Origin of the sequence: Asanoa siamensis (genome assembly GCF_016862555.1) — a bacterium.
GTDB classification, from domain to species: Bacteria; Actinomycetota; Actinomycetes; order Mycobacteriales; family Micromonosporaceae; genus Asanoa; species Asanoa siamensis.
Map to the genome: position 1 here is coordinate 265,867 of NZ_BONE01000001.1, position 23,356 is coordinate 289,222.

The following is a 23,356-nucleotide window of genomic DNA, read 5'->3' on the forward strand; positions in this document are numbered from 1 at the left end:
GGAACGGATCGTTCCGCTCTGCTATGTTGCTAGCGGAACAGTTCATTCCGATCCGCTTCGCTTCGGAGGTTGCCGTGAGCACCGACGTCCTCGACCGCACCGTCACCAGCCCTCCCGCGACCGCCGCGACGCCCCGGACCGGTCACCCGCGCAAGTGGCTCGGCCTGTTCGCGATCCTGGCCGCGACGATCATGAACCTGCTCGACACGACGGTCGTCAACGTCGGCGCCCCGGCGATCCAGGCGTCGCTGGGCGGCACCTACACGAGCCTGCAGTGGATCGCGGCGTCGTACACGCTGGCCTTGGCGGTCGGCCTGCTCACCGGCGGGCGGCTCGGCGACATGTTCGGCCGCCGGCGGGTGCTGCTGGTCGGCGTCGTCGGCTTCGTGATCGCGTCGCTGCTGTGCGCGGTGGCCTGGTCGCCGGAGAGCCTGATCGTCGCCCGGGTGGTGCAGGGCCTGTTCGCGGCGATCATGATCCCGCAGGGCTTCGGGCTGCTCCGGGACCTCTTCCCGCCCCACGAGATCGGCAAGGCGTTCGGCGCGTTCGGCCCGGTCATCGGCTTCTCGACGATCCTCGGCCCGGTGGTGGCCGGCGCGCTGATCGACGCTGACCTGTTCGGTACCGGCTGGCGGATGGTGTTCGCGATCAACGTGCCGCTGGGCCTGTTCGCGCTGCTGGCCGGGCGGGCCGCGCTGCCGGTCGCGAGCACCCCGCGGACCCGCACCCGCCTCGACGTGACCGGCGCCGTGACCGCCGGGGTCGGCATGCTGCTGGTGGCCTACCCGCTGGTGCAGGGCCGCGAGCTGGGCTGGCCGCTGTGGTCGTTCGCGATGGTCGCCGCCGCGGTGCCGGTGTTCGTGATGTTCGCGCTGCGCCAGCTCCGCCGGGCCGGCTCCGGCCGCCACCCGCTGGTCGAGCTGAGCGTCTTCACCCGCCGGTCGTACACGTCGGGTGTGCTCTTCGTGATCGTCTTCTTCGGCGCCATCGCCGGTTTCTCGCTGGCCGTCGGGATGTTCCTGCAGCTCGTGCTCGGCCACAGCCCGATGAAGGCCAGCCTGACGATGTCGGCGTGGGCGGTCGGCGCGTTCGTCGGCTCGGGCTTCGGCAGCGCGCTGGTGCGCCTCGGCCGGCGGATCCTGCACATCGGGCTGGCGCTGATGATGGTGGGCATCGCGGGCTTCTACCTGGTGCTGCAGCTCTCCGGCGGCGTCGGCGTCGGCCGGCTGATCGCGCCGCTGGCGCTCTACGGCATCGGGATGGGCATGATCTTCGTGCCGCTGTTCGGGATCATCATGGGCGAGGTCCGCGACCACGAGGTCGGCTCGGCGTCCGGAATGCTGGAGTCGCTGCAGCAACTCGGCGCGGCGCTCGGCGTGGCGGTCCTGGGCACGGTCTTCTTCGGCCACCTGGACGTCGGGGTCGAGCGGGTCACGCTGATCACCCTGGGCCTGACGGCGGCGACGTTCGCGCTCGGTTTCCTGCTCCCCCGCAAGGCCCGCGCCTGACGGTTCTGCGCTCTTTATCCGCGCCCTTCCCGATTTCGGGGAGGGCGCGGTGTTTTGTGCCCCCGCTTTGCTCTGCACCCATATACGCACCGCAGGTCAACCGGGGTGGTGCGGATATGGGTGCAGAGCAAAGCGTCGCGAACCCATGCGCCGCTGCCGGCCTGATCTTGGGTCAGCGTTCGAACGTGAAGAGGCGGCGGCCCGGGGTGAGCGGGCGGCCCTCGCCCGTGTAGCGGTGGGCGCCCACGCCGTAGCCGGCGTCCTTCGGTGAGACGAAGAGCGGCTCGAAGCGCGCCTCGGCGAACCAGTCGAGGATGTGCGGCACCAGGTCCGGGTCTTCCCGGTGGCGGGTCCAGATCACGACCCCGCCCGGCGCCACGAACTCCGGGGCGGCGGCGATCGTCGCGGCGATGTCGACGTCGGAGATGTTGCCGAAGACGCCGCAGAACAACGCGAGATGGGCCGGGACCGCGCCGGCGTACGCGTCGGTGAAGCTCGCGTCGCCCGTGACCACCTCGACGCGGGCGGGCAGGTCCGCGGCGGCTGCCCGCGCCCGCTCGCCGAGGATCGGGTCGAGTTCGACCAGCCGGGCGTCGACGTCGGCGGCGCGCGGGTGGTCGGCGAGCACGCCGAGCAGGTCGCGGCCGTCGCCCGCGCACATGCTCACGACCGCGATCGGGCCGGGCGGTGCCGTGTCGAGCGCCTGCCGGATCTGCTCCCGCACCGTGCGCAGGCGTTGCGAGAGCCGGAAGTCCGGGTCCGCGTAGCCGCTGTGCCAGTCGACCCAGTCGCGGCCCATCAGTAGACCAGCGCCTGCGCGCCGTCGGCCAGGGCCTCTTCGACGAAGGCCGCCGCGCCCGCGATGCGTACGCCCTCGATCACGTCGGATTCCGTGATCTCGCGCCGGGCCGCGCACTGGGTGCAGAGCGTCACCCGGCCCGCGGCCAGGATCGCGGCGAGCAGGTCCTGCAGCGGCGCCGAGTGCGGCAGGTCGAACGTCTCCGCCCGGCCGGGGAGCGCGAACCACGACGATTCACCGGTCAGCCACAATGAGACGTCGGCCCCGGCGGCAACCGCCGTCGCGGCGACGGTGAAGGCCTGAGCGCACCGCTCCGGCGCGTCCGCCCCGGCGGTGACCTTGACGATCAACGTACGAGCCATCGGCTCAGCATAGGATCGTTCGCGTGGTGACCGAGATCGGGTTCGTAAGCCTGCTGGTGGCGGGTTTCGGCGCGCTGGCCGGTGGCCTGGTCTACCTGGCAGCACGCGTAGCAAGGGGCAGATGGTGACCGACGAGAACCCGATCGCTCCCCCGCCGTGGCTCAACGCCCCGCCGGTGGAGCCGTATCCCTTCGTGGAGACCTACGACCTCCGCGAGGGACCGGACCTGCACCCGGCCCTGCAGCCCCTGCTGCCGTACATCGGCCTGTGGCGCGGGCGCGGCCGGGGCGGGTTCCCGACGATCGAGGACTTCGACTACGGCCAGGAAATCAAGATCACCCATGACGGCCGGCCGTTCCTCTACTACGAGTCCCGCGCCTGGGTCATCAGCGAGGAGAACCTCCCGGTCAAGCCGGCCGGCCGCGAGTCGGGGTGGTGGCGCCCGGTGCTGGTCGACGGCCGGCCGACCGGTGAGCTCGAGGTCCTGATCACGACACCGACCGGGATCATGGAGATGCACATCGGCAAGATCGACGGCACCCGGGTCGAGATGGCCACGGACCTTGTCCTGCGTGCGCCGACGGCCAAGGAGGTGACGGCGGGGCACCGGCTCTACGGCATCGTCGAGGGCGCTCTCCTCTACGCCCAGGACATGGCGGCGCTGGGCCAGCCGATGTCACCCCACCTGTCCGCCCGCCTCGTCCGCGTCGGCGGCTGAGCCCGGGCGGTAAGTGAGCACGACCACGCCCGACGCGAAGGTCGTCGTGCCGACGTGCGCGAGCGCCGTGACGCTCTCCGGCCGGAACAGCGGCTCCCCGCTGCCCTTGAGGACCGGATAGATCCAGACGCGGTACTCGTCGAGCAGGCCGTGCGCGGCGAGGTCGTCGGTGAGCCGGCCGTTGCCCCAGATCAGGATGTCCTTGCCCGGCTGGTGCTTGAGGTCGGTCACGGCTTTGTGCACCTGGTCGCCCGGGATGATCGCGGAGTTGTTCCAGGCGGCGGGCTCGCGCAGGGTCGACGAGACCGCGTACTTCGCGATGCTGTTGACGTGGTCCGCGTACGGGTTGCCGCCCATCGCGGGCCACGCCTGCGCCATGCCCTCGTAGGTCACCCGGCCCAGCAGCAGGGCGTCACAACCAAGGGCGAGATCGAGGGCGTACGCCATGGCGTCGGGGCTGTTGTGCCGCATCGACCACAGGTGCGGGTTGTCGATGAACCCGTCGAGCGTGGCATAGGTCGAGGCGATGATCCGGCGCATCGTTCGTCTCCTTCGAGTGCTGGTCAACCGATGTGGATAGAGTTCCGGTCCAGCGGTATCGGCCGGTAGTGCGCCGCTCAGCGACTCCGTATGAGGAATTCACACCATGATCCGAGTGATGATCGCCGAGGACGTCCGGCTGCTGCGCGAGTCGCTGGCCGCCGTGCTGGAGCTCGAGGACGACATCACGGTCGTGGCCGCCGTCGAGCGGGGCGACGAGGTCGTCGCCGCCGCGCTGGAGGCGCGGCCCGAGGTCGCGTTGCTGGACATCGACCTGCCGGCGCTCGACGGCATCTCGGCGGCGGAGCTGCTGCGCGACCAGGTGCCCGGCTGCCGCCCGGTGATCCTCACCGGGCTGACCCGGCCCGGTCACCTGCGGCGCGCGCTGGCCGCCGGTGCGGCGGGCTTCCTGCTCAAGCACGCGGTGCCGGGGACCATCGTGGACGCGATCCGCGAGGTGGCCGCCGGCGGACGCGTGATCGACCCGCAGCTCGCCCTCGCGGCGCTGGAGACGCCGGACAACCCGCTGCCCGCACGCGAGATCGACGTGCTGCGCCTGGCCGCGACCGGCGCCGGGCCCGAGGAGATCGCGGAAACGCTATTCCTGAGCGTGGGTACGGTGCGCAACTACCTCTCGTCGGCCATCACCCGGCTGGACGCCCGCAACCGCGTCGACGCGATCCGCATCGCCACCGACCAGGGCTGGCTCTAGCGGCACGGTGACGACGAGCCGGAACTCGTCGTCCTCGGACACCGTGGACAGTCGGCCGCCGACCGCGCCGACGCGGCGGGCCAGGTTGTCCAGGCCCATGCCCCGCCCGCCCGTGGAGGTGCCCGCCGCGCCGTCGTTGACCAGCGACAAGCAGACCTGCGTGGGGCCGCGCTCGAGCGTCAACCGGCACCGGCGGGCCGTGCTGTGCCGGAGCAGGTTGGTCACGCCCTCGCGGAGCACGATCGACAGCACCGTGTCGATCTCCTCGTGCAGCGGCCCGGACGCCACCTCGCCGGTGACCTCGATCCCGGCGTCGGTCAGCACCGCGCGGGCCGTGCGGGACTCGGCCTCCACCGTCATCGCGCGGTATCCGACCGCCACCGACTCCAGCTCGGCCAGCGCCTGCCGGGCCACCTCGACGCCCGCGGCCAGCTCGGCCCGCGCGCGGCCGGCGTCGCGGTCGAGCAACCGCACCGCGAGCTCGCTCTTGAGCACCAGCACCGACAGGCTGTAGCCGAACAGGTCGTGCAGGTCCCGGGCGAACCGCAGCCGCTCGTGCACCACCGCGGCCCGGGCCAGCTCCGCCCGCGCGGCCACCAGGCGGGCGGTGAGACCGGCCATGCTGGCCAGGGCGAGCACCAGCAGCGCCCGCTCGCCGGACCAGACCGCCTCGTAGATGAGGCCGAGCACGGTCGGGTCGCCCAGGTTGGCGTCCCAGAGATAGAGCACCGCGTCCAGGCCGATCAGCGGCACGCTCACGACCCAGCGCACCGGGCCGCGGAGCAGCACCAGGGACAGGCCCGGCAGGAAGTACGCGACGTGCCAGACCTGGAAGTCGAGGACGGCGAGCGGGGCGGTCGCCAGCGCGACGGCGGCGGGCAGGAGCCACCAGCGCGGCCGCGGCGGCAGGCAGGCCCAGAGGTAAAGGGCGACGAAGGTGACGAGGACCGCGACGAGCAACGCCCACTCGCCGGCGGACAGGTCGGCCCGGGCCGCGTAGCGCAGCGCGGTCGGGGCGATCATCAGCACGATCGCCGCGATGCCCAGCGCCGCCACGCTGCCCGTGCCCAGGTCGGCGGCCGCGCGGCGAGGTGCCGACCCGGCGTCGTCGCGGTGGCCGTGGGCGACCGAGCGCGCCTCGTTCAGGGCGGTCCGGGCCCGCGCGAGCGCCGCGTCGAGCCGGGGCCGGGCGCCCTCGGCGCGGGCCAGGATCGCCTCTCCGTCGGCGACCAGGTCGCGCAGGCTCGCGCCGACGCGCTCGTTCAGCTCGCGCCCGAAGGCGAGCCGTTCCCGGGCGACCTCGGCCGCCGCCAGGGCGAGCGTGGTGTCGCGGACGTCGCTGACGAGGTCGGCCAGGCGGGCGACGGCGTACAGCGCGATCCCGACGAAGGCCGCGTGGCCGACCGCGAGATAGAGGGCCTCACCGACGGTCGGGCGGACCGGCAGGGCGGCGACGAACTGGGCGGCCACCACGAGCCCGAAGCCGGCCCAGGCCAGGCGCGGCGGGCGGACGAGCAGCAGCACGGCGGCGGCCAGGAAGCCGGAGTTGCCGTACCAGGTGCCGGCGAACCAGATCATGCCGACGGCCGTCAACACCGCCTGGGCCGCCAGGGTCCACCGCCAGCCGGCGGGCCGGCGGCCGTCCGGCGGCCGGACGCAGTTGCGCAGGTGCAGCAGCACCAGGGCGGCGAGCAGGGCCACCGCGGCGATCGGGTGGCCGCTGTCGAGGATGCCGACGAGGCCGCCGAAGCCGAACCCCAGCGCGAGGGCCATGGCGGCGAGCCTGGCGAGCAGAAGCTCCGGGTGGGCCATCACGTCCCCGTATGCGAAGGATCCCGGCACGCCGGTCGGCGGTGCCGGGATCCTATCGAGCGCGGGTCAGCCGAAGCGGCCCGTGATGTAGTCCTCGGTCTTCTTCTGACCCGGGTTGCTGAAGATCTTCTGGGTCGAGTCGTATTCGATGAGGCGGCCCGGGTCACCGGTGCGCTCGATCGAGAAGAAGGCCGTGCGGTCCGAGACGCGGGCCGCCTGCTGCATGTTGTGAGTGACGATGATGATCGTGTAGCGGTCCTTCAGCTTGAACATCAGGTCCTCGATCGCCAGCGTCGAGATCGGGTCGAGGGCCGAGCACGGCTCGTCCATCAGGACCACCTGCGGCTCGACCGCGATCGTGCGGGCGATGCAGAGCCGCTGCTGCTGGCCGCCCGACAGGCCCGCGCCGGGCTTGCCGAGACGGTCCTTGACCTCGTCCCACAGGTTCGCGGAACGCAGCGCCTTCTCGGCGGCGTCCTCGAGCACCGACTTGCGGCGCACGCCGTTGAGCTTGAGGCCCGCGACCACGTTGTCGAAGATCGACATCGTGGGGAACGGGTTGGGGCGCTGGAAGACCATCCCGATCATGCGGCGGACCGCGGTGACGTCGACGTCCTTGTCGTAGATGTTCTCGGAGTCGATCGTCAGCTTGCCCTCGACGCGCGCACCCGGCAGGACCTCGTGCATCCGGTTGATCGAGCGCAGGAACGTCGACTTGCCGCAGCCCGACGGCCCGATCAGCGCGGTCACCGTCTTCGGCTCGACGCTCAGGTTGATGTTGTCGATCGCCTTGAACGAACCGTAGTAGGCGGTCACCCCGGTCGCTTCGACACGCTTGGCCATTTGTCAGTCCTTCAGATCTAGCGGGGGATGCGGTTGCGGCGGGCGAGGAGCTTGGCCGCGATGGTCAGGATGAGGACGAGCGCCACCAGGGTGAGCGCTCCTGTCCAGGCCCGGGCGGGCGCGAACCGGGAGGCGTCGCCGGCCTGCTGGAAGACGAACAGCGACAGCGAACCCTGCTGCCCCGTGAAGGGGTTGAAGTTGATCGCGGCGCTGCCGCCGGCGACCAGCAGCACCGGGGCCGTCTCGCCGGCCGCGCGGGCGATCGACAGCATGATGCCGGTGACGATGCCGGGCAGGGCCGTCGGAATGACGATCTTGAGGATCGTCTTCCACTTGGGTACGCCCAGCGCGTACGAACCCTCGCGCAGCGGAGCCGGCACGAGGCGCAGCATCTCCTCGGTCGACCGCACGATCGTCGGCAACATCAGCACGCTCAACGCCAACGCGGCCGCGAAGCCGGAGAAGGCCGGAGCGCCGTCGTTGAACCACGGCGACACGATCAGCACCCAGAACGCCAGCACGAACAGACCCGCGACGATCGACGGGATGCCGGTCATGACGTCGACGAAGAACCGGATCAGGAAGGTGAACCGGCCCCGGCCGTATTCGACGATGTAGATCGCACCGAGCACACCCAGCGGGATCGTGATCGCGGCGGCGATGCCGACCTGCTCCAGCGTGCCGATGATCGCGTGGTAGGCGCCACCGTTGGGGTCGCGGGCGCCGATGTTGTTCATCGACGCGTTGAAGAAGTCGCCGTCGAACCGCTCCATGCCCTTGGAGATCAGCGTCCAGGTCACGGAGGCCAGGGGCAGCACCGCGAGCACGAAGGCCGAGTGGATCAGCGCGCTCCAGGTGCGGTTGCGCGCGGACCGGGCGCCCTCGACGGCGCGAACCGCGAAGTAGACGCCGACCATGTAGAGGATGAGGCCGAGGACCAGGGTGAGCACCCAGCCACCGATGCCGGCGCCGTAGCAGATCGCGGCCGAGACGCCGAGCGCGACGACGGCGATGCCGAGGAACGCGACGGCCGGCAGCCGCTTGGTGTGCAGCGTCGGGCTCTGGCCCGGAGCGGGCAACGTGGTCGTGCTCATGCGGCGGACTCCGTGAACTCGCGACGCCGGTAGATGATCGCGCGGGCGATCATGTTGACGATGAGCGTGATCGTGAACAGCACCAGACCGGACGCGATGAGCGCGCCCCGGCCGATCTCGTTGGCCTCACCGAAGCCGTTGGCGATGTTGGCGGCGATCGAGTTGCCACCGTTCGAGATGACGTCCAGCGAGATCACGTTGAGGAAGCCGAGCGTCATCGCGAGCGCGATGGTCTCGCCGAGCGCGCGGCCGAGGCCGAGCATCACGGAGGCGATCACGCCGGGGCGGCCGTAGGGGATCACCGCGGTGCGGATCATCTCCCACTTGGTCGCGCCGAGCGCCAGCGCCGCCTCCTCGTTGGCGGTCGGCGTCTGCATGAACACCTCGCGGGACAGCGAGGTGACGATCGGCAGCACCATGATCGCCAGCACCAGGCCACCGAGGAGCAGCGAGCGGCCGTACGGCGCTTCGCCGCTGAAGAACGGCAGCCACGAGAAGTACTTGTTGAGCCAGACGGAGAAGTCCTTGACCGGGTTGATGAAGACCATCACTCCCCACAGGCCGTAGACGACACTGGGGACGGCGGCCAGCAGGTCGATCAGGAAGCCGAGGATCGTGGCGATCCGCTTGTGGGCGTAGTGCGACAGGCAGAGCGCGATGCCCAGCGCGATCGGCACGGCCACGAGCAGCGCGATCACCGCGGTGACCACGGTGCCCCAGACGAGGGCCGCGATGCCGAACTGCGGCGGCGTCTGGGTGGCGTACCACTCCTTGGTCGTGAGGAAGTTGGCCTCGTTGGCCTGGAGTGCGGGCACCGCCCTGGCGATCAGGAAGACGGTGATGGCGACGATGATGACCAGCACCATCGTGCCCGCGGCGAGGGTGAGACCGCGGAACGCGTTCTCGGCCCCGAAGCCCTTGCGGCGCGGCAGTGACCCGCCGCCGCCGAGCGCGCCACCGTTGTGGCGGAAGTCCGGCGGCACCGGAGCGTCGCCGCCCGACCGCCCGTCGAGAACGCCGGTCGACGCCGTTGCACCGACGGGCCGGGCGTGACTGCTTGTCACGCCCGGCCCCCCGGTGTTGACGTCGGCCGAGCGGGAGTGCCTGTCGGCCATCTGCTCGCTCGTTTCGTCTTCGGTTCGGTTGAGGTTCCTAGGTGCCTAAGTCGCTCAGGCGAGGTTCTTGATCGATGCCTGGACCTTGGTCTGCACCTCGGTCGGCAGCGGCGCGTAGCCCAGTTCGGTCAGCGAGCTCTGGCCGTCGGTGCTGGCCGCGTAGTTCAGGAAGCCCTTGACCAGCGCGAGCTTGTCGGCCGGGGTGCCCTTGCTGCAGACGATCTCGTAGGTGACCAGGACGATCGGGTAGGCACCCGCGGCCTTGGTCGCGTAGTCGATCTTCATCTTCAGGTCGTCGCCGGTGCCGGTGACCTCGGCGCCCGCGATGGTCTTGCCGGCCGCCTCGGCGGTCAGCTCGGTGAACTCACCGGCGCCGTTCGCGATCTTGGCCTTGGACAGGCCGCCGTTCTCCGCGTACGACCACTCCATGTAGCCGATCGTGCCCTCGGCCTGCTTCACCGAGCCGGCGACGCCGTCGGAGCCCTTGGAACCGGTGCCGCCCGGGGCCTTCCACGCCTTGCCCTTGCCGAAGGTCCAGTCGGCCGCGGCGACGGTGCTCAGGTAGTTGGTGAAGTTGTCGGTCGTGCCCGACTCGTCCGACCGGTGCACGGTCTGGATGTTGGTCGACGGGAGCGTGGCGCTCGCGTTGTCGGCCTTGATCGCCGGGTCGTCCCACTTCTTGATGGTGCCCGCGAAGATCTTCGCCAGGGTGTCGGGCTTGAGCTGCAGGCCGTCGACGCCGGGCAGGTTGTAGGCGACGGCGACCGGGCCGATCACCATGGGGAGGTGGATCGCCGGGCCGGAGCCGCAACGCGCGTCGGCCTTCGGCTGCTCGTCTTCCTTGAGCGCCGAGTCCGAGCCCGCGAAGTCCGCGGTCTTGGCGATGAAGGACTGGATGCCGGCACCCGAGCCGTTGGGCTCGTAGTTGATGGTGGTGCCGGTGCAGAGCTGCTGGTAGGCCTTGCGCCACTCGTCAACGGCGTTCTTCTGCGCGGACGAGCCGAACGCGTTGAGCGTGCCCGTAGCGCAGTCGGCCGCCGCGGTGGTCGCGCCGCCGCTCGCGCCCGGCGAGCTGGGCGCCTCGTTGTCCGAGCCACACGCGCTGAGCGCGAGGGCCGCGGTCAGAGCGAGACAGGCGATGGTGCCGTGCCGCTGGAGCTTCACCTGAGGGATATCCCTTCGAAACGATTTCTCGGTCAGGCCCGGACGCGTGCTGCCCCCGGGGCTACCAGCGAAGCTAGGAGCAGTAGGTAGCCGACTCACCCGGCCCGAGTGAACGCGCGGTGAACAGCTCCGGCCGTGAACGTGGCCACCTGCTGAGCCATGGATGTCGATTCCGTGAACCGGCCGAAGACGATGGCGCATGCGCGCGAGCGGATCAGCGATGGTCAACGGCGCGCGGCGGCCACGAGACTGACTCACATGACCGAACTGCTGACCGTACGTGGTGGCTTCCTCGCTCTCGCGGCGCTGGCCACGGGCCTGGCCGCCGGCCTCTTCTACACGTTCGACGTCGCGGTGATGCGCGGCCTCGCCGCCACCGACGACCGCACCTTCGTCACCGCGATGCGCGAGATCAACATCAAGATCCTCAATGGCCTGTTCGCGTTCTCGTTCGGCGGCGCGCTGCTGTTCACGCTCGTCGCGCTGGGCCTGAACGCCGGCGAGCCGACCGTCTGGTGGATCACCGCGGCGGCCGTCCTCTACGCGGTGCAGCTCGGCATCACGTTCCGGGTCAACGTGCCGCTCAACAACGCGCTGGTGGCCGACGGCGACCCCGCGAAGATGACCGACCCACATCCGGTACGCGTCGCGTTCGAGGCGACCTGGGTGCGCTGGAACCACGTGCGCACGTGGCTGTGCCTGGCGGCGTTCCTCAGCCTGCTCGGGGCGCTGGCTGAATACGGCCGGTCACTCCCATGACCGCCGGTAGCTCACGTCCGTCGACCAGACGGCGAAACCCAGCCCCGTGTAGAGCCGCACCGCGGGCGCGTTGGACTCGTCGACGTAGAGCATCGCCTGGTCCAGCCCGGCCCCGCGCAGGTAGCGCAGCCCGGCGACCGTCAGCGCGCCACCCAGACCGCGACCGTGCGCGGCCGGGTCCACCCCGACCACGTACACCTCGCCGATCGGATCGTGCTGGTGCCCGCCCCTGCCGTGCACCTTGGTCCAGTGGAAGCCGAGCATCGCGCCGGTGTCCGAGTCGACCGCCAGCAGGAACCCCGCCGGGTCGAACCACGGCTCCGCCATCCGGATCCGCAGGTCGTCGATCGTCCAGCGGCCCTGGTCGGGGTGGTGGGCGAAGGCGCGGGCGTTGACGCGTACCCACTCCTGCTCGTCACGGCCCGGCTCGAAGGCGCGCAGGGTGACCCCCGGCGGCAGCTCGCGGTCGGGCAGCGGCGCGAACAGCGAGCGGCGCATCTGGAACAGCACCCGGGTGCGCTCGAAGCCGAGGTCCACCGCGAGCTCGGCGGCGGGCGGGTGGTCGCCGTGGGACCAGAGTCGCAGCGACCGCAGGCCGGCCGCGGTGGTGGCGGCGATGGCCGCGTCGACCAGCGCGCGCCCGAGCCCGTGCCGGCGGTGCTCCGGGTGCACCACGAGCTCCGCGGCCGCGCCCTCGACCACGTCGGTCGTGTCGACGTGCGCGTAGCCGACCAGCGTGCCGTCGTCGTCGCGGACCCGCAGGTGCACGGCGGCCTGCTCGCCGCCGCGCCGGATGTGCAGCACGACGTGCTCAGAGAACGGGTACGTGCCGTCGGCGTCCCCGGCCAGCGCCGCCAGCGCGAGCACCGCGGCGACGTCGCCGGCGTCCAGACGGTCGAGCCGATCGACGCGGATCACGTTGGTCACGTGATCACGGTAGCCCCACCCGGGGTCGCTAGCGCTGGCCGCGGTGCAGGGGCAGGTCGCGGCCGTGCAGCCGGGGCTCGTCGACGCCGGGCGGCAGCGCCGCGAGCGCGAACCGCTTCTCCAGCTCGGGCAGGATCGCCTTGAGCGCGGTCACCGTGCCCTCGCGCTCGCCGCCGGCGTCGTGCATGAGCACGATCGAGCCGAGCGCGGTGTCGGTGGCGAGCGTCTTCTCGATGACCTTCGCACCGGGCTTGGTCCAGTCCTGGGTGTCCACCGTCCAGTGCAGCGACGACATGCCGAACTCCTTGGCCACGTCGACGGCCGCCTGGGTCCAGGCGCCGCCCGGGTGCCGGAAGTAGGAGATCTTGGCGTCGGGCACCGCGGCGTGGATGGCGTCGTTGGTGCGCGCCAGGTCCGACCGGATCACCGCCTTGGTCTTCGTGCCGAGCTCGACGTCGTGGTTCCAGGTGTGGTTGCAGAGCGTGTGGCCCTTGTCGACGATCTCGCGTACGAGGTCCGGGAACTGCGCCGCCATCTCGCCGACGAGGCAGAACGTCGCCTTCACGCCGTACTCGTCGAGCAGGCCGAGCACCTCGGGGGTGTACTTCGGGTCCGGGCCGTCGTCGAAGGTGAGCGCGACCTGCAGCGTCCCGGTCGTCAGCCGGCTGCCGAACGGTCCTTCCTTGTCGGGCAGCAGCGGCGGCTTGCCGGGCCCGACGACGACCTGCTGGTTGAAGAAGGCCGGCAGCGGCGGCCCGGCCTGCTGCGGCGGGACACCACCCGGCACGTCGGGCTTCGGCGCGGAGTCCGCCTGCGGCGCCGGCTCGCCGTCCGCCTGCTGCCGGCCTCGCGCACCGCTCGACGGCGTCGCGCGTGGCGCGGGGCGGTCATCAGCGCTGCCGCGGTGCCGGTTACCGCGTACCGCGTCGGGGTCGTAGCCGCCCGAGCCCGGCCTGTCGTCGACCCGCGCGGCCGAACGGGCCGGCGGGTCCCGGTCGTCCGGGGCGGAGTCGCCGAGCAGGTTCGAGCTGCCGAGGATCGCCGAGACGATGACCGTGACGATCGCGATGGTCCGGGTGGTCGCTCCGATCTTCACGTTCGCCAGCGTATGGATTATTCGTGTTTAATGTGGCGAAATAGGACAAACGAGGAAGGCCACCCCGAGGTTACGGGGTGGCCTTTCGCGGGACGCGCGGGACGCTAGACCGGCATCAGCTCGTTGTCGGGCAGGGAGCGCGTGGGCGGCGTGACGAACTTGTAGCCGACCTGGCGGACGGTGCCGATCATCGACTCGTACTCGGAGCCGAGCTTGGCCCGCAGCCGCCGCACGTGCACGTCGACCGTGCGGGTGCCGCCGAAGTAGTCGTAGCCCCAGACCTCGCGCAGCAACTGGTCGCGGGTGAACACCCGGCCCGGGTGCTGGGCGAGGAACTTGAGCAGCTCGAACTCCTTGTAGGTCAGGTCGAGCGGGCGGCCCTTGAGCTTGGCCGCGTAGGTGTCGGGGTCGATCGAGAGCTCACCGGCCCGGATCAGCCCGTTGGCGGCGTTCGTGGCGTTGGTCAGCCGGCCGACCGCCAGCCGCAGCCGGGCCTCGACCTCGGCCGGGCCCGCGCTGGCCAGGATCACGTCGTCGACGCCCCAGTCGGCGTTGAGCGCGATCAGGCCCGCCTCGGTGACCACGGCGAGCAGCGGGACACCGAGGCCGGTGGCGTGCAGCATGCGACAGGTGGCCCTGGCCTCGGACAGCTCGGAGCGGGCGTCGACCAGCACGGCGTCGGGGCTGGGACCGCTGACCAGGGTGCGCACGTCGCGCGGGGCGGTGCGGACCGAGTGCGGGAGCAGGTCGAGCGCGGAGAGCACGCTCGACGGCTCGCCGGCGCGGGCGCTCACCAACAGCAGGATCTCCACGCGTCAGTCACCTCCGTCTTAACGCGGCGCGGTGGCCGCGGCGGGGAACCCGGCTTCGCTGACGGGGTGGTGCCAGCCTCGCTCAGCCGTGTTACGCCTGCGTAAACGCCCTCCGCGAGTCGAAACGAGCTTAACCGATGAGACCGCCGTAACCGCCCGGTGGCCGTGCGTTCATTCGGTTGATCGAGAACCGCCGTCGGCACGGGTCGGGGCCGGTCTGGCACGATCGGAGCCGTGTTCCCCTCAGGCTCCCCGGACGCCACGGCCGACGCCGACGCCGCCACCGACGACGATCTCGACGAGATAGAGGTCACGCCGGTCCGGCCGGCGCTGTCCGTGGCCATCGCGGTGTTCGCGGGCCTGGTCGGCGTCGGCCTGATCTTCGGCGCCCAGTCGACCAGCCCGGGCGCCCGCGGTCCGTTCGCCCTCGTGCTGGCCGGCGTCCAGGTGCTCTACGTGCTGGCCTGGCTGATGGCCACCCGCCCGCCCGTGCCGCTGGTGATGGGCGGCATCTGCCTGGCGGTGGCCGGCTGGAGCGACTTCTCGGCGATGGGCGGCGGCGAGCCCGGGCTGGGCATGCTGGCCCTCATCGCGCTGGTCGGCGTCGTGGCCGCCGTGGCCGCCCAGGCCGTCCGGCCCGACGACCGCCGCCAGATCAGCGAGTCGCTGCGGGCCACCCTGCTGCTGGTCGTCGGCGTGGTCGCCATCGCGTCGCTGATCGTGCTGAGCCGGATCCCGCTGGGCACCCAGGTGATCTTCCTGAGCGTCGTGGCGAGCGCGGTCGCGCTGATGGTCGCCCGGCTGCTGGACGCGGTCTACCCGAAGCCCCGGCTCGCGCCGCAGGTGCCCCGGGGCGCGGCCGGCGTCATCCTCGGCGCGATGGTCGGCACGCTGCTCAGCGCCGTCATCGGCTCCTACCTCTACACCTTCAGCCCCAGCAGTGCCGCCATGGTCGGCCTGGTCACCGCGACCGTCGCCGTGCTGGCCGACCTGGCCGCCGACTGGGCCGAGGTGGGTCGGCAGATGGCCGGGGACCCCCCGACGCTCTGGGTCGCCCGGCACATGCAGGGTCCGCTGGCCGGCTTCGCCATCGCCGCGCCGGCCGCGTACGTGATGACGGTGTTGTTCCTGACTTGACCCGTTGGGGTAAGGAGGTAACCGACAACGAGGAGGAACGGTGACGACCACCTACTACGCCGAGGAAACCCGCCCACGCCGGCGCCGCGGGCGGCGCGTGCTGATCGCGCTCCTGGTGCTGCTGGTCATCGTCGCCGGAATCCTGGTCGTGGGTGACCGGGTGGCCGCGAACTTCGCCGAGAAGAAGATCGCCGAGCAGGTCAGCCAGAACGTCGCCGCGCAGAACGTGCAGGCCGGGACGCCCGAGGTGTCCGTCGGCGGCTTCCCGTTCCTCACGCAGGTCGTGGCGGGCGAATACAAGGAGATCACGATCGGCCTGCCGGACGTGCAGGGCGACGTCAACGGAAACGTCGTCACCCTGCCCCGGCTCGACCTCGTGGCGCGCGACGTCACTGCCTCGATCGACACCCTGCGCACCGGCCAGGGCGAGGTCGTCGCCAAGACCGTCGACGGCAACGCGACGATCGGCTACGCCGAGGTCACCAAGCTGATCAACCAGGAAGGTCTCCAGCTCGCCGAGCGCGAGGGCAAGCTGCAGGTCACCGCGCCGGTCGAGGTGCCCGTGATCAACCAGCGGTTCACGGTCCACGGCACGGCCGAGCTGTCGGTCGAGGGCCGCCGGATCAAGATCCAGCTCAAGGACGCCAACGCCGAGGGCCTGCCGGCCGTGCCGCTGGCCCAGGAGGTCGTCAGGAACTTCATCCAGCGCACCTCGATCTCCTTCGATGTGCCGGCGCTGCCCTTCAACATGGAGCTCAAGCAGGTCACGCCCACCTCGGAAGGGCTGGCCGTCGCGGCGACCGCCACCCAGGTGCCGATCACCTCGTGAGCCGGGTCACCCGCCGGCGGCTCCCGGATGGTGGTCAGCTCGGTGACCTCGCCTTCCCCTGCTGGTAGCCTTCGTACCCATGGGGACGCTCCTCACCAAACGGCGCGCGGTCGACCTGTGCCGCGTGGCCACCTGCCTGTGTTGCCCCGTCATCTGACGGCGGCAAGCTGAGGCTCCCTACATCCGTCCGGCAGTGCCGCCGTCGCTCGTACCCGTGATCCCTAATCCTTGGGTCGCGCGCGTGGAGCGACGGACATCCACGAACCCGCGCGCTGACTCACCACCATCTCCGCTCACACACAGGAGTGAACTGATGAGTCGCGACACCGCACTCGTTTCGGCCGACTGGGCCGAGAAGAACCTCGGCGCCCCCGGCGTCGTCTTCGTCGAGGTCGACGAGGACACCAGCGCCTACGAGGGTGGCCACCTGCCCGGCGCGATCAAGCTGGACTGGAAGACCGACCTGCAGGACCCGATCCGCCGTGACTTCGTCAACAAGGAGCAGTTCGAGGCGCTGCTCTCGGCCCGCGGCATCGGCAACGACGACACCGTGGTGCTCTACGGCGGCAACAACAACTGGTTCGCCGCGTACGCGTACTGGTACTTCAAGCTCTACGGCCACGGCGACGTGAAGCTGCTCGACGGCGGCCGCAAGAAGTGGGAGCTGGACGCCCGCCCGCTGGTCAAGGACGTCGCCGCGCGCGAGCAGACCACCTACACCGCGCAGGAGCCCGACACCGCGATCCGTGCGTTCCGCGACGAGGTCGTCAAGGCGATCGGCACCAAGAACCTGGTCGACGTCCGCTCACCTGATGAATACGCGGGTCGTCTCCTCGCCCCGGCCCACCTCCCGCAGGAGCAGGCGCAGCGCGGTGGGCACATCCCGACCGCGGTGTCGGTGCCGTGGTCCAAGGCGGCCAACGAGGACGGCACGTTCAAGTCCGACGACGAGCTGCGCGCGATCTACGCGGCCGCCGGGCTCGACGACAGCAAGGAGACGATCGCCTACTGCCGGATCGGCGAGCGCTCGTCGCACACCTGGTTCGTGCTCAAGGAGCTGCTCGGCCACTCCAGCGTGAAGAACTACGACGGCTCCTGGACCGAGTACGGCTCGCTCGTCGGCGTGCCGGTCGCGCTCGGCGACGAGCCGGGGAAGGCGTGACCACCATGACCGTCGACCAGAGTTGCGCGGCACCCGACCAGGCCGCCCCGTTGCCGGCCAGCGTCGACCTCGAGAAGGAGACGGTGATAACCGGCATCGTCACGGCGACCGACGGCGCGGTGGTCGGTGGCGCCTACGTGCGCCTGCTCGACGCGACCGGTGAGTTCGCCGCCGAGGTCGTCACCTCGCCGGCCGGCCAGTTCCGCTTCTTCGCGGCGCCCGGCACCTGGACGCTGCGGGCCCTGTCCCGGCACGGCAACGGCGACACCACGGTCACGGCCGTCCGCGGCGTGACGGAGACCGGCGTACGCGTCGGCTGACCCCCTGTCGTAACACGCGGCGCCCCGGTCATCGGCCGGGGCGCCGTCGTGTCACCATGGGCCGGTGACCGCGACCCGCCGACGACTCTGGGTGTTCGGCGGCCTCGCCGCCTGGGCCCTCGTGCTGGGCGGGCTGGGCGTCGTCTCCCACCGCACCGACGCACCGACCGTGCGCGAGCAGCGGACGCTGGCCGAGGCGCTGCCGGTCATCGAGACGGCGCTCGGGCACGCGATGAGCCAGGCGGGCGACGACACGGTGCCGGTGATCCCGCCCGTCGCGATCCAGGAGGGCTGCCGGATCACCCCGATGCGCTCGGGTGCGACCGCGACCGGCATGGTGCGCTTCTTCACCGGCGCCGGCGACGACGGGCTGCTGCGGCGGCTGGCGGGCGGTTTTCCCGCGGCGTACGCGGTCGAGGTCAGCGCCGACGGCCGCTCGCTGCGCGCCGACGCCGGCGAGTTCGTCACGGTGCGCGGCAAGTTGATCGCCCCGGGCGAGGTGCAGGTGACGGCCACGACCGGCTGCCGGCCCCACGACGTGGCCATCGACGATCTCTACGGCGGGCCGACGCGGGCGCCGGAGCGGATCCTGACCGCGCTCGGCGCGGCGTCGGTCGACCAGGAGCAGTTCGCGGTCGTCGGGTGTCCGGGCGGTGCCAAGGCCAACACGGCTTCCGCGTCCGGTCGCATCACGGCGACGCCGGCCCGGGCGGGCGCGCTCGACCAGGGCCGCGAGGTCCTCGCGACCGACAAGGTCTATGCCTACCGGCGCGGTGCCGACGAGGCGGTCGCGGTCGTTCCGGGCGATGGCGGCGCGGCCCGGGTCTTCGTGACGAAACTCTGTTGACGCGTTCCGTACAGTGTACGGGTGCTGAGCGACCATATTGAGATCACCGGAGCCCGCGAAAACAACCTCAAGGACGTCACCGTCCGGATCCCGAAGCGCCAGATCACCGTGTTCACCGGTGTTTCGGGCTCGGGCAAGTCGTCACTGGTCTTCGACACGATCGCCGCCGAGGCGCAGCGGCAGCTCAACGAGACGTTCACCGCGTTCGCCCGCAACTTCCTGCCGAGCTACGGGCAGCCCGACGTCGACTCGATCGACAACCTGTCGGCGGCGATCATCGTCGACCAGAAGCGCCTGGGCGGCAGTTCCCGCTCCACGGTCGGCACGATCACCGACATCAACCCGCTGATCCGGCTGCTCTTCTCGCGCGTCGGGCAGCCGTACGTCGGTTACTCCAACGCGTTCTCCTTCAACGACCCGCAGGGCATGTGCCCCGAGTGCGAGGGGCTCGGCCGCGTCACCACCCTCGACCTCGACAAGCTGCTCGACCGGTCGAAGTCGCTCAACGAGGGCGCGGTGCTGCATCCCGACTTCGCGGTCGGCGGCTGGTACCTGAGCACCTACCTGATGTCGGGCTGGTTCGACGGCGACAAGCCGCTGCGCGACTACACCGACGAGGAGATGTCGGTCCTCCTGCACGGCACGGGCAAGGTGCCGGTGGAGTGGCAGGGCGGGAAGATCAACACGACGTACGAGGGCCTGGTCGACAAGTTCACCCGGCTCTACATCAAAAAGGACATCGGCGCGATGTCCGAGCGCAACAAGGCGTCCCTCCTGCGCTTCGTCACCGCCGGCACCTGCCCGCTGTGCCAGGGCGGCCGCCTCTCCCCGGCCGCGCTGGCCGCTTCGGTAGGCGGCTTCCACATCACCGACCTGCTCGCGATGGAGGCGAGCGAGCTGCTGGCCACGCTGCGGGAGCTGGCCGGCACCGTGCCCCCTGCCGGCGGGCCGATCGTGGCGAACCTGATCGACCGGGTGCAGAACCTGGTCACCATCGGGCTCGGCTACATCCGGCTCGACCGCGAGACGACCAGCCTCTCCGGCGGCGAGTCCCAGCGGATCAAGATGGTCCGGCACCTGAGCAGCAGCCTGATCGACATGATGTACGTCTTCGACGAGCCGAGCATCGGCCTGCACGCCCACGACGTGCGGCGGCTCAACGAGCTGCTGGTCAAGCTGCGCGACAAGGGCAACACGGTGCTGGTCGTCGAGCACGACCGCGACGTGATCGCGGTGGCCGACCACGTCGTCGACATGGGCCCGAAGGCCGGCGCGCACGGTGGCCAGGTGGTGTTCACCGGCAGCTTCGCGGAGCTGACCGAGGCGCCGACGCTGACCGGCCGGTTCATGAAGCACGCGCTGCCGCTCAAGCAGGAGGCCCGCACGCCGACCGGCGCGCTGACCATCCGCGACGCGAGCCGCAACAACCTCAAGAACGTCACCGTCGACATCCCGACCGGTGTGCTGACGGTCGTGACCGGGGTCGCCGGGTCCGGGAAGAGCACGCTGATCAACGAGGTCTTCCTCGGCACGTTCCCCGACGCGATCGAGATCGACCAGTCGGCCGTCGGCGCGTCGATCCGGTCCAACCCGGCCACGTACACCGGGCTGATGGACGACATCCGGCGGCTGTTCGCGAAGGCCAACGGTGTCAACGCGGGGCTGTTCAGCTTCAACTCGAAGGGTGCCTGCACCAACTGCCAGGGGCTCGGGGTGCTCTACACCGACCTCGGGTTCATGGAGGGCTTCAAGTCGCCGTGCGACGTGTGCCGCGGCCGGCGGTTCTCCGAGGAGGTGCTGGGCTATCAGCTCCGGGGCAAGTCGATCGCGGACGTGCTGGAGCTGACCGCGGCCGAGGCGGCGGAGTTCTTCACCGAGAAGAAGCTGCGGACGATCCTGTCGGCGGTCAACGACGTGGGGCTCGACTACCTGCGGCTCGGCCAGCCGCTGAGCACGCTCTCGGGCGGCGAGTGCCAGCGCATCAAGCTCGCCACCGAACTGCACAAGACAGGCACCGTGTACGTCATGGACGAGCCGACCACCGGCCTGCACATGTCCGACATCCAGCACCTGTTGGAGATCATCGACCGGCTGGTCAACCAGGGCAACTCGGTGGTCGTGATCGAGCACAACCTCGACGTCATCAAGAACGCCGACTGGATCGTCGACCTCGGTCCGGAGGGCGGCACCGCGGGCGGCGAGGTGCTCTTCACCGGGCCGCCGGCCGACCTCCTCAAGGCCGACACCTACACGGCCGAGGCCGTGCGGCACGACCTGGCGGTGTTCAGCCGTACGTGAACCGGGGCTCGCCCGTCAGGTCGAGCGTCGGGGTGATGGCGACGGCCGGCTCGCGACCGGCCGCCGCCGCGAACACCGCCGGGATGTCGGCGCACGCGGCGACCTGCTTGAGCGTCATCACGGTGGGCGGCAGCATCGCGACCTCGCCCCGCTGGGCCCGCGCGACCCCGTCGGCGGGGCTGATCCACATGGTGTGGTCGGCCTCGCCGGAGACGTCGCGGGTCACCTGGCCGCCCGGCAGCGCGGCGACGAAGAAGTAGGTGTCGAACCGGCGCGGCTCGAACTCCGGCGTGATCCACCGGCTCCACGGCGCCAGCAGGTCGGCCCGCAGCGCGAGATCTCTCTGCTCGAGGAACTCGGCGAAGCCGATCTCGCGGGCGACCAGGGCCCGCCGGGCCGCTTCCCAGTCGTCGCCGCTGACGTCGCCGACGACGGCGCCGGTGCGCGGACCGGCCAGCAGCACGCCGGCCTCCTCGAACACCTCGCGGGCGGCCGCGCAGACGATCGCCTGGGCGCGCGCCTGGTCGGTGTCGAGCCGGTCGGCCAGGCTCTTGCCGTCGAGGCCGAGGTCGGCGCTCGAGTCGCCGGGGTCGACGCCGCCGCCCGGGAACGCGTACATGCCGCCGAACGCCATCGCGGCGAGCCTGCGGATCACGTACACCTCGAAGCCGTCGCTCTGGGTCGGTCTCAACAGCAGGACCGTGGCGGCCAGGCGGGGTGTCGTGGGTGTGCGGCCCTCGGCCGAGAACCGTCGCGCGTGGTCGACGATCTCGGGTGGCACAGTGAACTCTTCGACCACCGGCTGAGCCTATCTTTCGCGAGGTCGGCTAGCGTCCCTGCCATGACGAGATGGGGAATCCTCGCGACCGGCGGGATCGCCGCCAAGTTCGCCGCCGACCTCGCGCACGCGCCGGGCGCGGAACTGGTCGCGGTGGGCTCCCGCTCGGTCGACGCGGCGAAGTCGTTCGCGGGGCGCTTCGACGTGCCGCGGGCCCACGGCTCGTGGGAGGCGCTGGCCGCCGACGACGAGGTCGACGTGGTCTACGTGGCGACCCCGCACTCGGCGCACCTCGAGGCGGCCCTGACCTGCCTGCGGGCGGGCAAGGCGGTGCTCTGCGAGAAGCCGGTCACGCTCGACCGGGCCGGCGCGGCCACGCTCGTCGACGCGGCGCGGGAGGCCGGCGTCTTCTTCATGGAAGCCATGTGGACCCGGGTCAACCCGACCGTACGCGCGGTCCTGGACCTGATCGCCGACGGCGCGATCGGCGAGGTCACGACGGTCGCGGCGGACTTCGGCATCTACGGTCCGTTCCCGTCGACGCACCGGCTGCGGGCCCGCGAGCTGGGCGGCGGCGCGCTGCTCGACCTCGGCGTCTACCCGGTCACGATGGCCCACCTGCTGCTCGGCGCCCCCGATCACATCCGGTCGTGGGCCAAGATCGGTCCGGAGGGCACCGACGAGAACACGGGCATGGTCTTCGGCTACGACTCGGGCGCGGTGGCGACGCTGACCTGCGGCCTGCTCGGCACGACCCCGACCCGCACGACGATCTGCGGCACGGCCGGCATGATCGAGTTGCCGACGTTCTTCATGGCGGACCGCTACACGCTGCACCGCCCGGGCACGGACCCGATCGAGGTGGCCAACCCACACCCAGGCGCCGGCTACCAGTACGAGGCGCTCGAGGTGCAACGCTGCCTGGCCGAGGGCCTGCTGGAGAGCCCCCTCATCCCACACGCCACCACCCTCGAGGTGATGGGCATCCTGGACGAGATCCGCGCCCAGATCGGCGTCAACTACTAAGCAAGATCACCTTCTGTGACCCCGGCTTCAGGGGTCTGTTCCGCACGCTTTGCTCTGCACCCATATACGCACCACCCACGCTGACCTGCGGTGCGTATATGGGTGCAGAGCAAAGCGGCCCGAAACGCCCCGGTCGGGGGCGTGTGCCGCGAAGATGGGGGAAGGTTCGCTTTCGGGGAGGCGGTCGGTCATGCAGGCGTTGATGGGGACGTTGACCGAGAACGAACAGTTGCTGGTGCGGGAGACCACCGCCGACCAGATGGTCGATCTCGACGAGGACGAGCTCGTCGCACTGCACACGCGGGTGCGCCGGGCCCGCGACAAGTACGTGAAGAACTACCGGCGCCAGTCGGCGGGCCGGGTCGCGGAGACCGGTGCCCGGGGCAGGGCGTACCCGCGGGGCAGCCGCGACCGGAACAAGGCCGAGGTGTTCGAGGAAGCCCTGGCCCGGGTGAGCCGCCGGCTCGCCTCCGCCGCCCGGGCGGCCGCGCGGGCGTTCAAGGCCGAGCGGATCGCCGAGGCGCGGTCCGCCTCGTTCACCGACCCGCCACCCAATCCCGCGGTGACGGGCCGTCGGCGCCGGGCGCCGCGCGAGGACCAGGTCCTGGACCGCAGCGCACGGACGCCGGACCGACTCAAACGGCACGCGACGACCCGGGCGGCCACGAAACGGGTGCAGGCCCGCAAGGACCGCCGCT

At 71.1% G+C, this 23,356-nt stretch carries 26 protein-coding genes; 14 read left to right on the forward strand and 12 right to left on the reverse strand.

Annotated features, from left to right (window positions below; translation table 11 throughout):
- Positions 1–74 precede the first annotated feature (74 nt).
- Entirely contained in the window at positions 75–1,508 is a 1,434-nt protein-coding gene (locus Asi02nite_RS01300; RefSeq protein WP_239126385.1) for an MFS transporter, read from the forward strand.
- Positions 1,509–1,680: 172 nt separating this feature from the next.
- Here the strand turns inward: Asi02nite_RS01300 and Asi02nite_RS01305 are convergent, their stop codons facing one another.
- Positions 1,681–2,307, reverse strand: a complete 627-nt coding sequence (locus tag Asi02nite_RS01305; protein WP_203710185.1) for an SAM-dependent methyltransferase — start codon at positions 2,305–2,307, stop codon at positions 1,681–1,683.
- The gene (locus Asi02nite_RS01310) at positions 2,307–2,669 is read right to left on the reverse strand and encodes a DsrE family protein (protein WP_203710186.1); all 363 of its coding nucleotides are present in this window, start codon (positions 2,667–2,669) and stop codon (positions 2,307–2,309) included. Before Asi02nite_RS01310 ends, Asi02nite_RS01305 begins: the two co-directional genes overlap by 1 nt.
- Positions 2,670–2,692: 23 nt before the next feature.
- On the opposite strand from Asi02nite_RS01310, the gene mtfM reads away from it, so the two are divergent.
- Together mtfM and Asi02nite_RS01315 are read left to right on the forward strand one after the other, a co-directional pair.
- On the forward strand, positions 2,693–2,797 hold the full coding sequence (mtfM, locus tag Asi02nite_RS42230) for a small membrane protein MtfM (protein ID WP_275408206.1): 105 nt from the start codon (positions 2,693–2,695) through the stop codon (positions 2,795–2,797).
- Positions 2,794–3,387 carry a heme-binding beta-barrel domain-containing protein gene (locus Asi02nite_RS01315; RefSeq protein ID WP_203710231.1) on the forward strand — a complete coding sequence of 198 codons (594 nt, stop codon included), beginning with the start codon at positions 2,794–2,796 and terminating at the stop codon, positions 3,385–3,387. Before mtfM ends, Asi02nite_RS01315 begins: the two co-directional genes overlap by 4 nt.
- On the opposite strand, the gene Asi02nite_RS01320 is transcribed toward Asi02nite_RS01315, so the two are convergent.
- Positions 3,346–3,927 (reverse strand): dihydrofolate reductase family protein, encoded by a 582-nt coding sequence (locus tag Asi02nite_RS01320; protein WP_203710187.1) that lies wholly within the window; start codon positions 3,925–3,927, stop codon positions 3,346–3,348. The genes Asi02nite_RS01315 and Asi02nite_RS01320 overlap by 42 nt on opposite strands.
- Before the next feature lie 118 nt (positions 3,928–4,045).
- On the opposite strand from Asi02nite_RS01320, the gene Asi02nite_RS01325 reads away from it, so the two are divergent.
- Positions 4,046–4,639 carry a response regulator transcription factor gene (locus Asi02nite_RS01325; protein ID WP_239126386.1) on the forward strand — a complete coding sequence of 198 codons (594 nt, stop codon included), beginning with the start codon at positions 4,046–4,048 and terminating at the stop codon, positions 4,637–4,639.
- Here Asi02nite_RS01325 and Asi02nite_RS01330 read toward each other — a convergent pair.
- From Asi02nite_RS01330 to pstS, 5 genes are all read right to left on the reverse strand, one after another.
- Entirely contained in the window at positions 4,526–6,412 is a 1,887-nt protein-coding gene (locus Asi02nite_RS01330; RefSeq protein ID WP_203710189.1) for a sensor histidine kinase, read from the reverse strand. The two genes, Asi02nite_RS01325 and Asi02nite_RS01330, sit on opposite strands and share 114 nt — an antisense overlap.
- A 105-nt stretch (positions 6,413–6,517) precedes the next feature.
- Positions 6,518–7,294, reverse strand: a complete 777-nt coding sequence (gene pstB / locus Asi02nite_RS01335; protein WP_203710190.1) for a phosphate ABC transporter ATP-binding protein PstB — start codon at positions 7,292–7,294, stop codon at positions 6,518–6,520.
- Between the two features lie 17 nt (positions 7,295–7,311).
- Positions 7,312–8,388, reverse strand: coding sequence for a phosphate ABC transporter permease PstA (gene pstA / locus Asi02nite_RS01340; RefSeq protein WP_203710191.1), 1,077 nt, complete (start codon positions 8,386–8,388; stop codon positions 7,312–7,314).
- Positions 8,385–9,503, reverse strand: coding sequence for a phosphate ABC transporter permease subunit PstC (gene pstC, locus Asi02nite_RS01345; RefSeq protein ID WP_203710192.1), 1,119 nt, complete (start codon positions 9,501–9,503; stop codon positions 8,385–8,387). Before pstC ends, pstA begins: the two co-directional genes overlap by 4 nt.
- 54 nt (positions 9,504–9,557) lie before the next feature.
- Complete coding sequence (pstS, locus tag Asi02nite_RS01350; RefSeq protein ID WP_203710193.1) at positions 9,558–10,667, reverse strand: phosphate ABC transporter substrate-binding protein PstS; 1,110 nt, start codon at positions 10,665–10,667, stop codon at positions 9,558–9,560.
- 258 nt (positions 10,668–10,925) lie between these two features.
- Here pstS and Asi02nite_RS01355 point away from each other — a divergent pair, with 258 nt between their 5' ends.
- Entirely contained in the window at positions 10,926–11,426 is a 501-nt protein-coding gene (locus Asi02nite_RS01355; RefSeq protein WP_203710194.1) for an anthrone oxygenase family protein, read from the forward strand.
- On the opposite strand, the gene mshD is transcribed toward Asi02nite_RS01355, so the two are convergent.
- The 3 genes from mshD to Asi02nite_RS01370 form a co-directional block, all read right to left on the reverse strand.
- Positions 11,415–12,353, reverse strand: a complete 939-nt coding sequence (mshD, locus tag Asi02nite_RS01360; RefSeq protein WP_239126387.1) for a mycothiol synthase — start codon at positions 12,351–12,353, stop codon at positions 11,415–11,417. The genes Asi02nite_RS01355 and mshD overlap by 12 nt on opposite strands.
- 28 nt (positions 12,354–12,381) lie before the next feature.
- Positions 12,382–13,449 (reverse strand): polysaccharide deacetylase family protein, encoded by a 1,068-nt coding sequence (locus tag Asi02nite_RS01365; protein WP_239126388.1) that lies wholly within the window; start codon positions 13,447–13,449, stop codon positions 12,382–12,384.
- A gap of 104 nt (positions 13,450–13,553) precedes the next feature.
- A complete protein-coding gene (locus Asi02nite_RS01370; RefSeq protein ID WP_203710195.1) occupies positions 13,554–14,261 on the reverse strand; it encodes a winged helix-turn-helix transcriptional regulator in 708 nt (235 codons plus the stop codon).
- A 234-nt stretch (positions 14,262–14,495) separates the two neighbouring features.
- Between Asi02nite_RS01370 and Asi02nite_RS01375 the strand changes: the two genes are divergently transcribed.
- From Asi02nite_RS01375 to Asi02nite_RS01400, 7 genes are all read left to right on the forward strand, one after another.
- Positions 14,496–15,398, forward strand: coding sequence for a hypothetical protein (locus tag Asi02nite_RS01375; RefSeq protein ID WP_239126389.1), 903 nt, complete (start codon positions 14,496–14,498; stop codon positions 15,396–15,398).
- Between the two features lie 40 nt (positions 15,399–15,438).
- Complete coding sequence (locus tag Asi02nite_RS01380; protein ID WP_203710196.1) at positions 15,439–16,227, forward strand: LmeA family phospholipid-binding protein; 789 nt, start codon at positions 15,439–15,441, stop codon at positions 16,225–16,227.
- A gap of 79 nt (positions 16,228–16,306) precedes the next feature.
- Positions 16,307–16,384, forward strand: a complete 78-nt coding sequence (locus tag Asi02nite_RS42650; protein WP_322791022.1) for an Ms5788A family Cys-rich leader peptide — start codon at positions 16,307–16,309, stop codon at positions 16,382–16,384.
- 156 nt (positions 16,385–16,540) lie between these two features.
- Positions 16,541–17,389, forward strand: a complete 849-nt coding sequence (locus Asi02nite_RS01385) for a sulfurtransferase (protein WP_203710197.1) — start codon at positions 16,541–16,543, stop codon at positions 17,387–17,389.
- Between the two features lie 5 nt (positions 17,390–17,394).
- Positions 17,395–17,709 (forward strand): DUF1416 domain-containing protein, encoded by a 315-nt coding sequence (locus Asi02nite_RS01390; protein WP_203710235.1) that lies wholly within the window; start codon positions 17,395–17,397, stop codon positions 17,707–17,709.
- A 64-nt stretch (positions 17,710–17,773) separates the two neighbouring features.
- The gene (locus Asi02nite_RS01395) at positions 17,774–18,556 is read left to right on the forward strand and encodes a hypothetical protein (RefSeq protein WP_203710198.1); all 783 of its coding nucleotides are present in this window, start codon (positions 17,774–17,776) and stop codon (positions 18,554–18,556) included.
- 21 nt (positions 18,557–18,577) lie between these two features.
- On the forward strand, positions 18,578–20,854 hold the full coding sequence (locus Asi02nite_RS01400) for an ATP-binding cassette domain-containing protein (RefSeq protein WP_203710199.1): 2,277 nt from the start codon (positions 18,578–18,580) through the stop codon (positions 20,852–20,854).
- On the opposite strand, the gene Asi02nite_RS01405 is transcribed toward Asi02nite_RS01400, so the two are convergent.
- The gene (locus Asi02nite_RS01405; protein ID WP_203710200.1) at positions 20,841–21,653 is read right to left on the reverse strand and encodes an NUDIX hydrolase; all 813 of its coding nucleotides are present in this window, start codon (positions 21,651–21,653) and stop codon (positions 20,841–20,843) included. The genes Asi02nite_RS01400 and Asi02nite_RS01405 overlap by 14 nt on opposite strands.
- Positions 21,654–21,695: 42 nt before the next feature.
- On the opposite strand from Asi02nite_RS01405, the gene Asi02nite_RS01410 reads away from it, so the two are divergent.
- Both Asi02nite_RS01410 and Asi02nite_RS01415 read left to right on the forward strand, forming a co-directional pair.
- Positions 21,696–22,658 (forward strand): Gfo/Idh/MocA family protein, encoded by a 963-nt coding sequence (locus tag Asi02nite_RS01410; RefSeq protein WP_203710201.1) that lies wholly within the window; start codon positions 21,696–21,698, stop codon positions 22,656–22,658.
- Between the two features lie 202 nt (positions 22,659–22,860).
- A partial coding sequence (locus tag Asi02nite_RS01415) for a hypothetical protein (protein WP_203710202.1) occupies positions 22,861–23,356 on the forward strand: 496 nt, incomplete at its 3' end.

What these genes read in the sequence shown, in the direction of transcription:
- Asi02nite_RS01410 (WP_203710201.1), top strand. Translation starts at nt 21,696, where the DNA reads ATGACGAGATGGGGAATCCTCGCGACCGGCGGGATCGCCGCCAAGTTC.
- Asi02nite_RS01385 (WP_203710197.1), top strand. Translation starts at nt 16,541, where the DNA reads ATGAGTCGCGACACCGCACTCGTTTCGGCCGACTGGGCCGAGAAGAAC.
- Asi02nite_RS01355 (WP_203710194.1), top strand. Translation starts at nt 10,926, where the DNA reads ATGACCGAACTGCTGACCGTACGTGGTGGCTTCCTCGCTCTCGCGGCG.
- Asi02nite_RS01310 (WP_203710186.1), bottom strand. Translation starts at nt 2,669, where the DNA reads ATGGCTCGTACGTTGATCGTCAAGGTCACCGCCGGGGCGGACGCGCCG.
- Asi02nite_RS01330 (WP_203710189.1), bottom strand. Translation starts at nt 6,412, where the DNA reads ATGGCCCTCGCGCTGGGGTTCGGCTTCGGCGGCCTCGTCGGCATCCTC.
- pstB (WP_203710190.1), bottom strand. Translation starts at nt 7,294, where the DNA reads ATGGCCAAGCGTGTCGAAGCGACCGGGGTGACCGCCTACTACGGTTCG.
- Asi02nite_RS01325 (WP_239126386.1), top strand. Translation starts at nt 4,046, where the DNA reads ATGATCGCCGAGGACGTCCGGCTGCTGCGCGAGTCGCTGGCCGCCGTG.
- Asi02nite_RS01320 (WP_203710187.1), bottom strand. Translation starts at nt 3,927, where the DNA reads ATGCGCCGGATCATCGCCTCGACCTATGCCACGCTCGACGGGTTCATC.
- pstC (WP_203710192.1), bottom strand. Translation starts at nt 9,503, where the DNA reads ATGGCCGACAGGCACTCCCGCTCGGCCGACGTCAACACCGGGGGGCCG.
- pstA (WP_203710191.1), bottom strand. Translation starts at nt 8,388, where the DNA reads ATGAGCACGACCACGTTGCCCGCTCCGGGCCAGAGCCCGACGCTGCAC.
- Asi02nite_RS01305 (WP_203710185.1), bottom strand. Translation starts at nt 2,307, where the DNA reads ATGGGCCGCGACTGGGTCGACTGGCACAGCGGCTACGCGGACCCGGAC.
- Asi02nite_RS01390 (WP_203710235.1), top strand. Translation starts at nt 17,395, where the DNA reads ATGACCGTCGACCAGAGTTGCGCGGCACCCGACCAGGCCGCCCCGTTG.
- Asi02nite_RS42650 (WP_322791022.1), top strand. Translation starts at nt 16,307, where the DNA reads ATGGGGACGCTCCTCACCAAACGGCGCGCGGTCGACCTGTGCCGCGTG.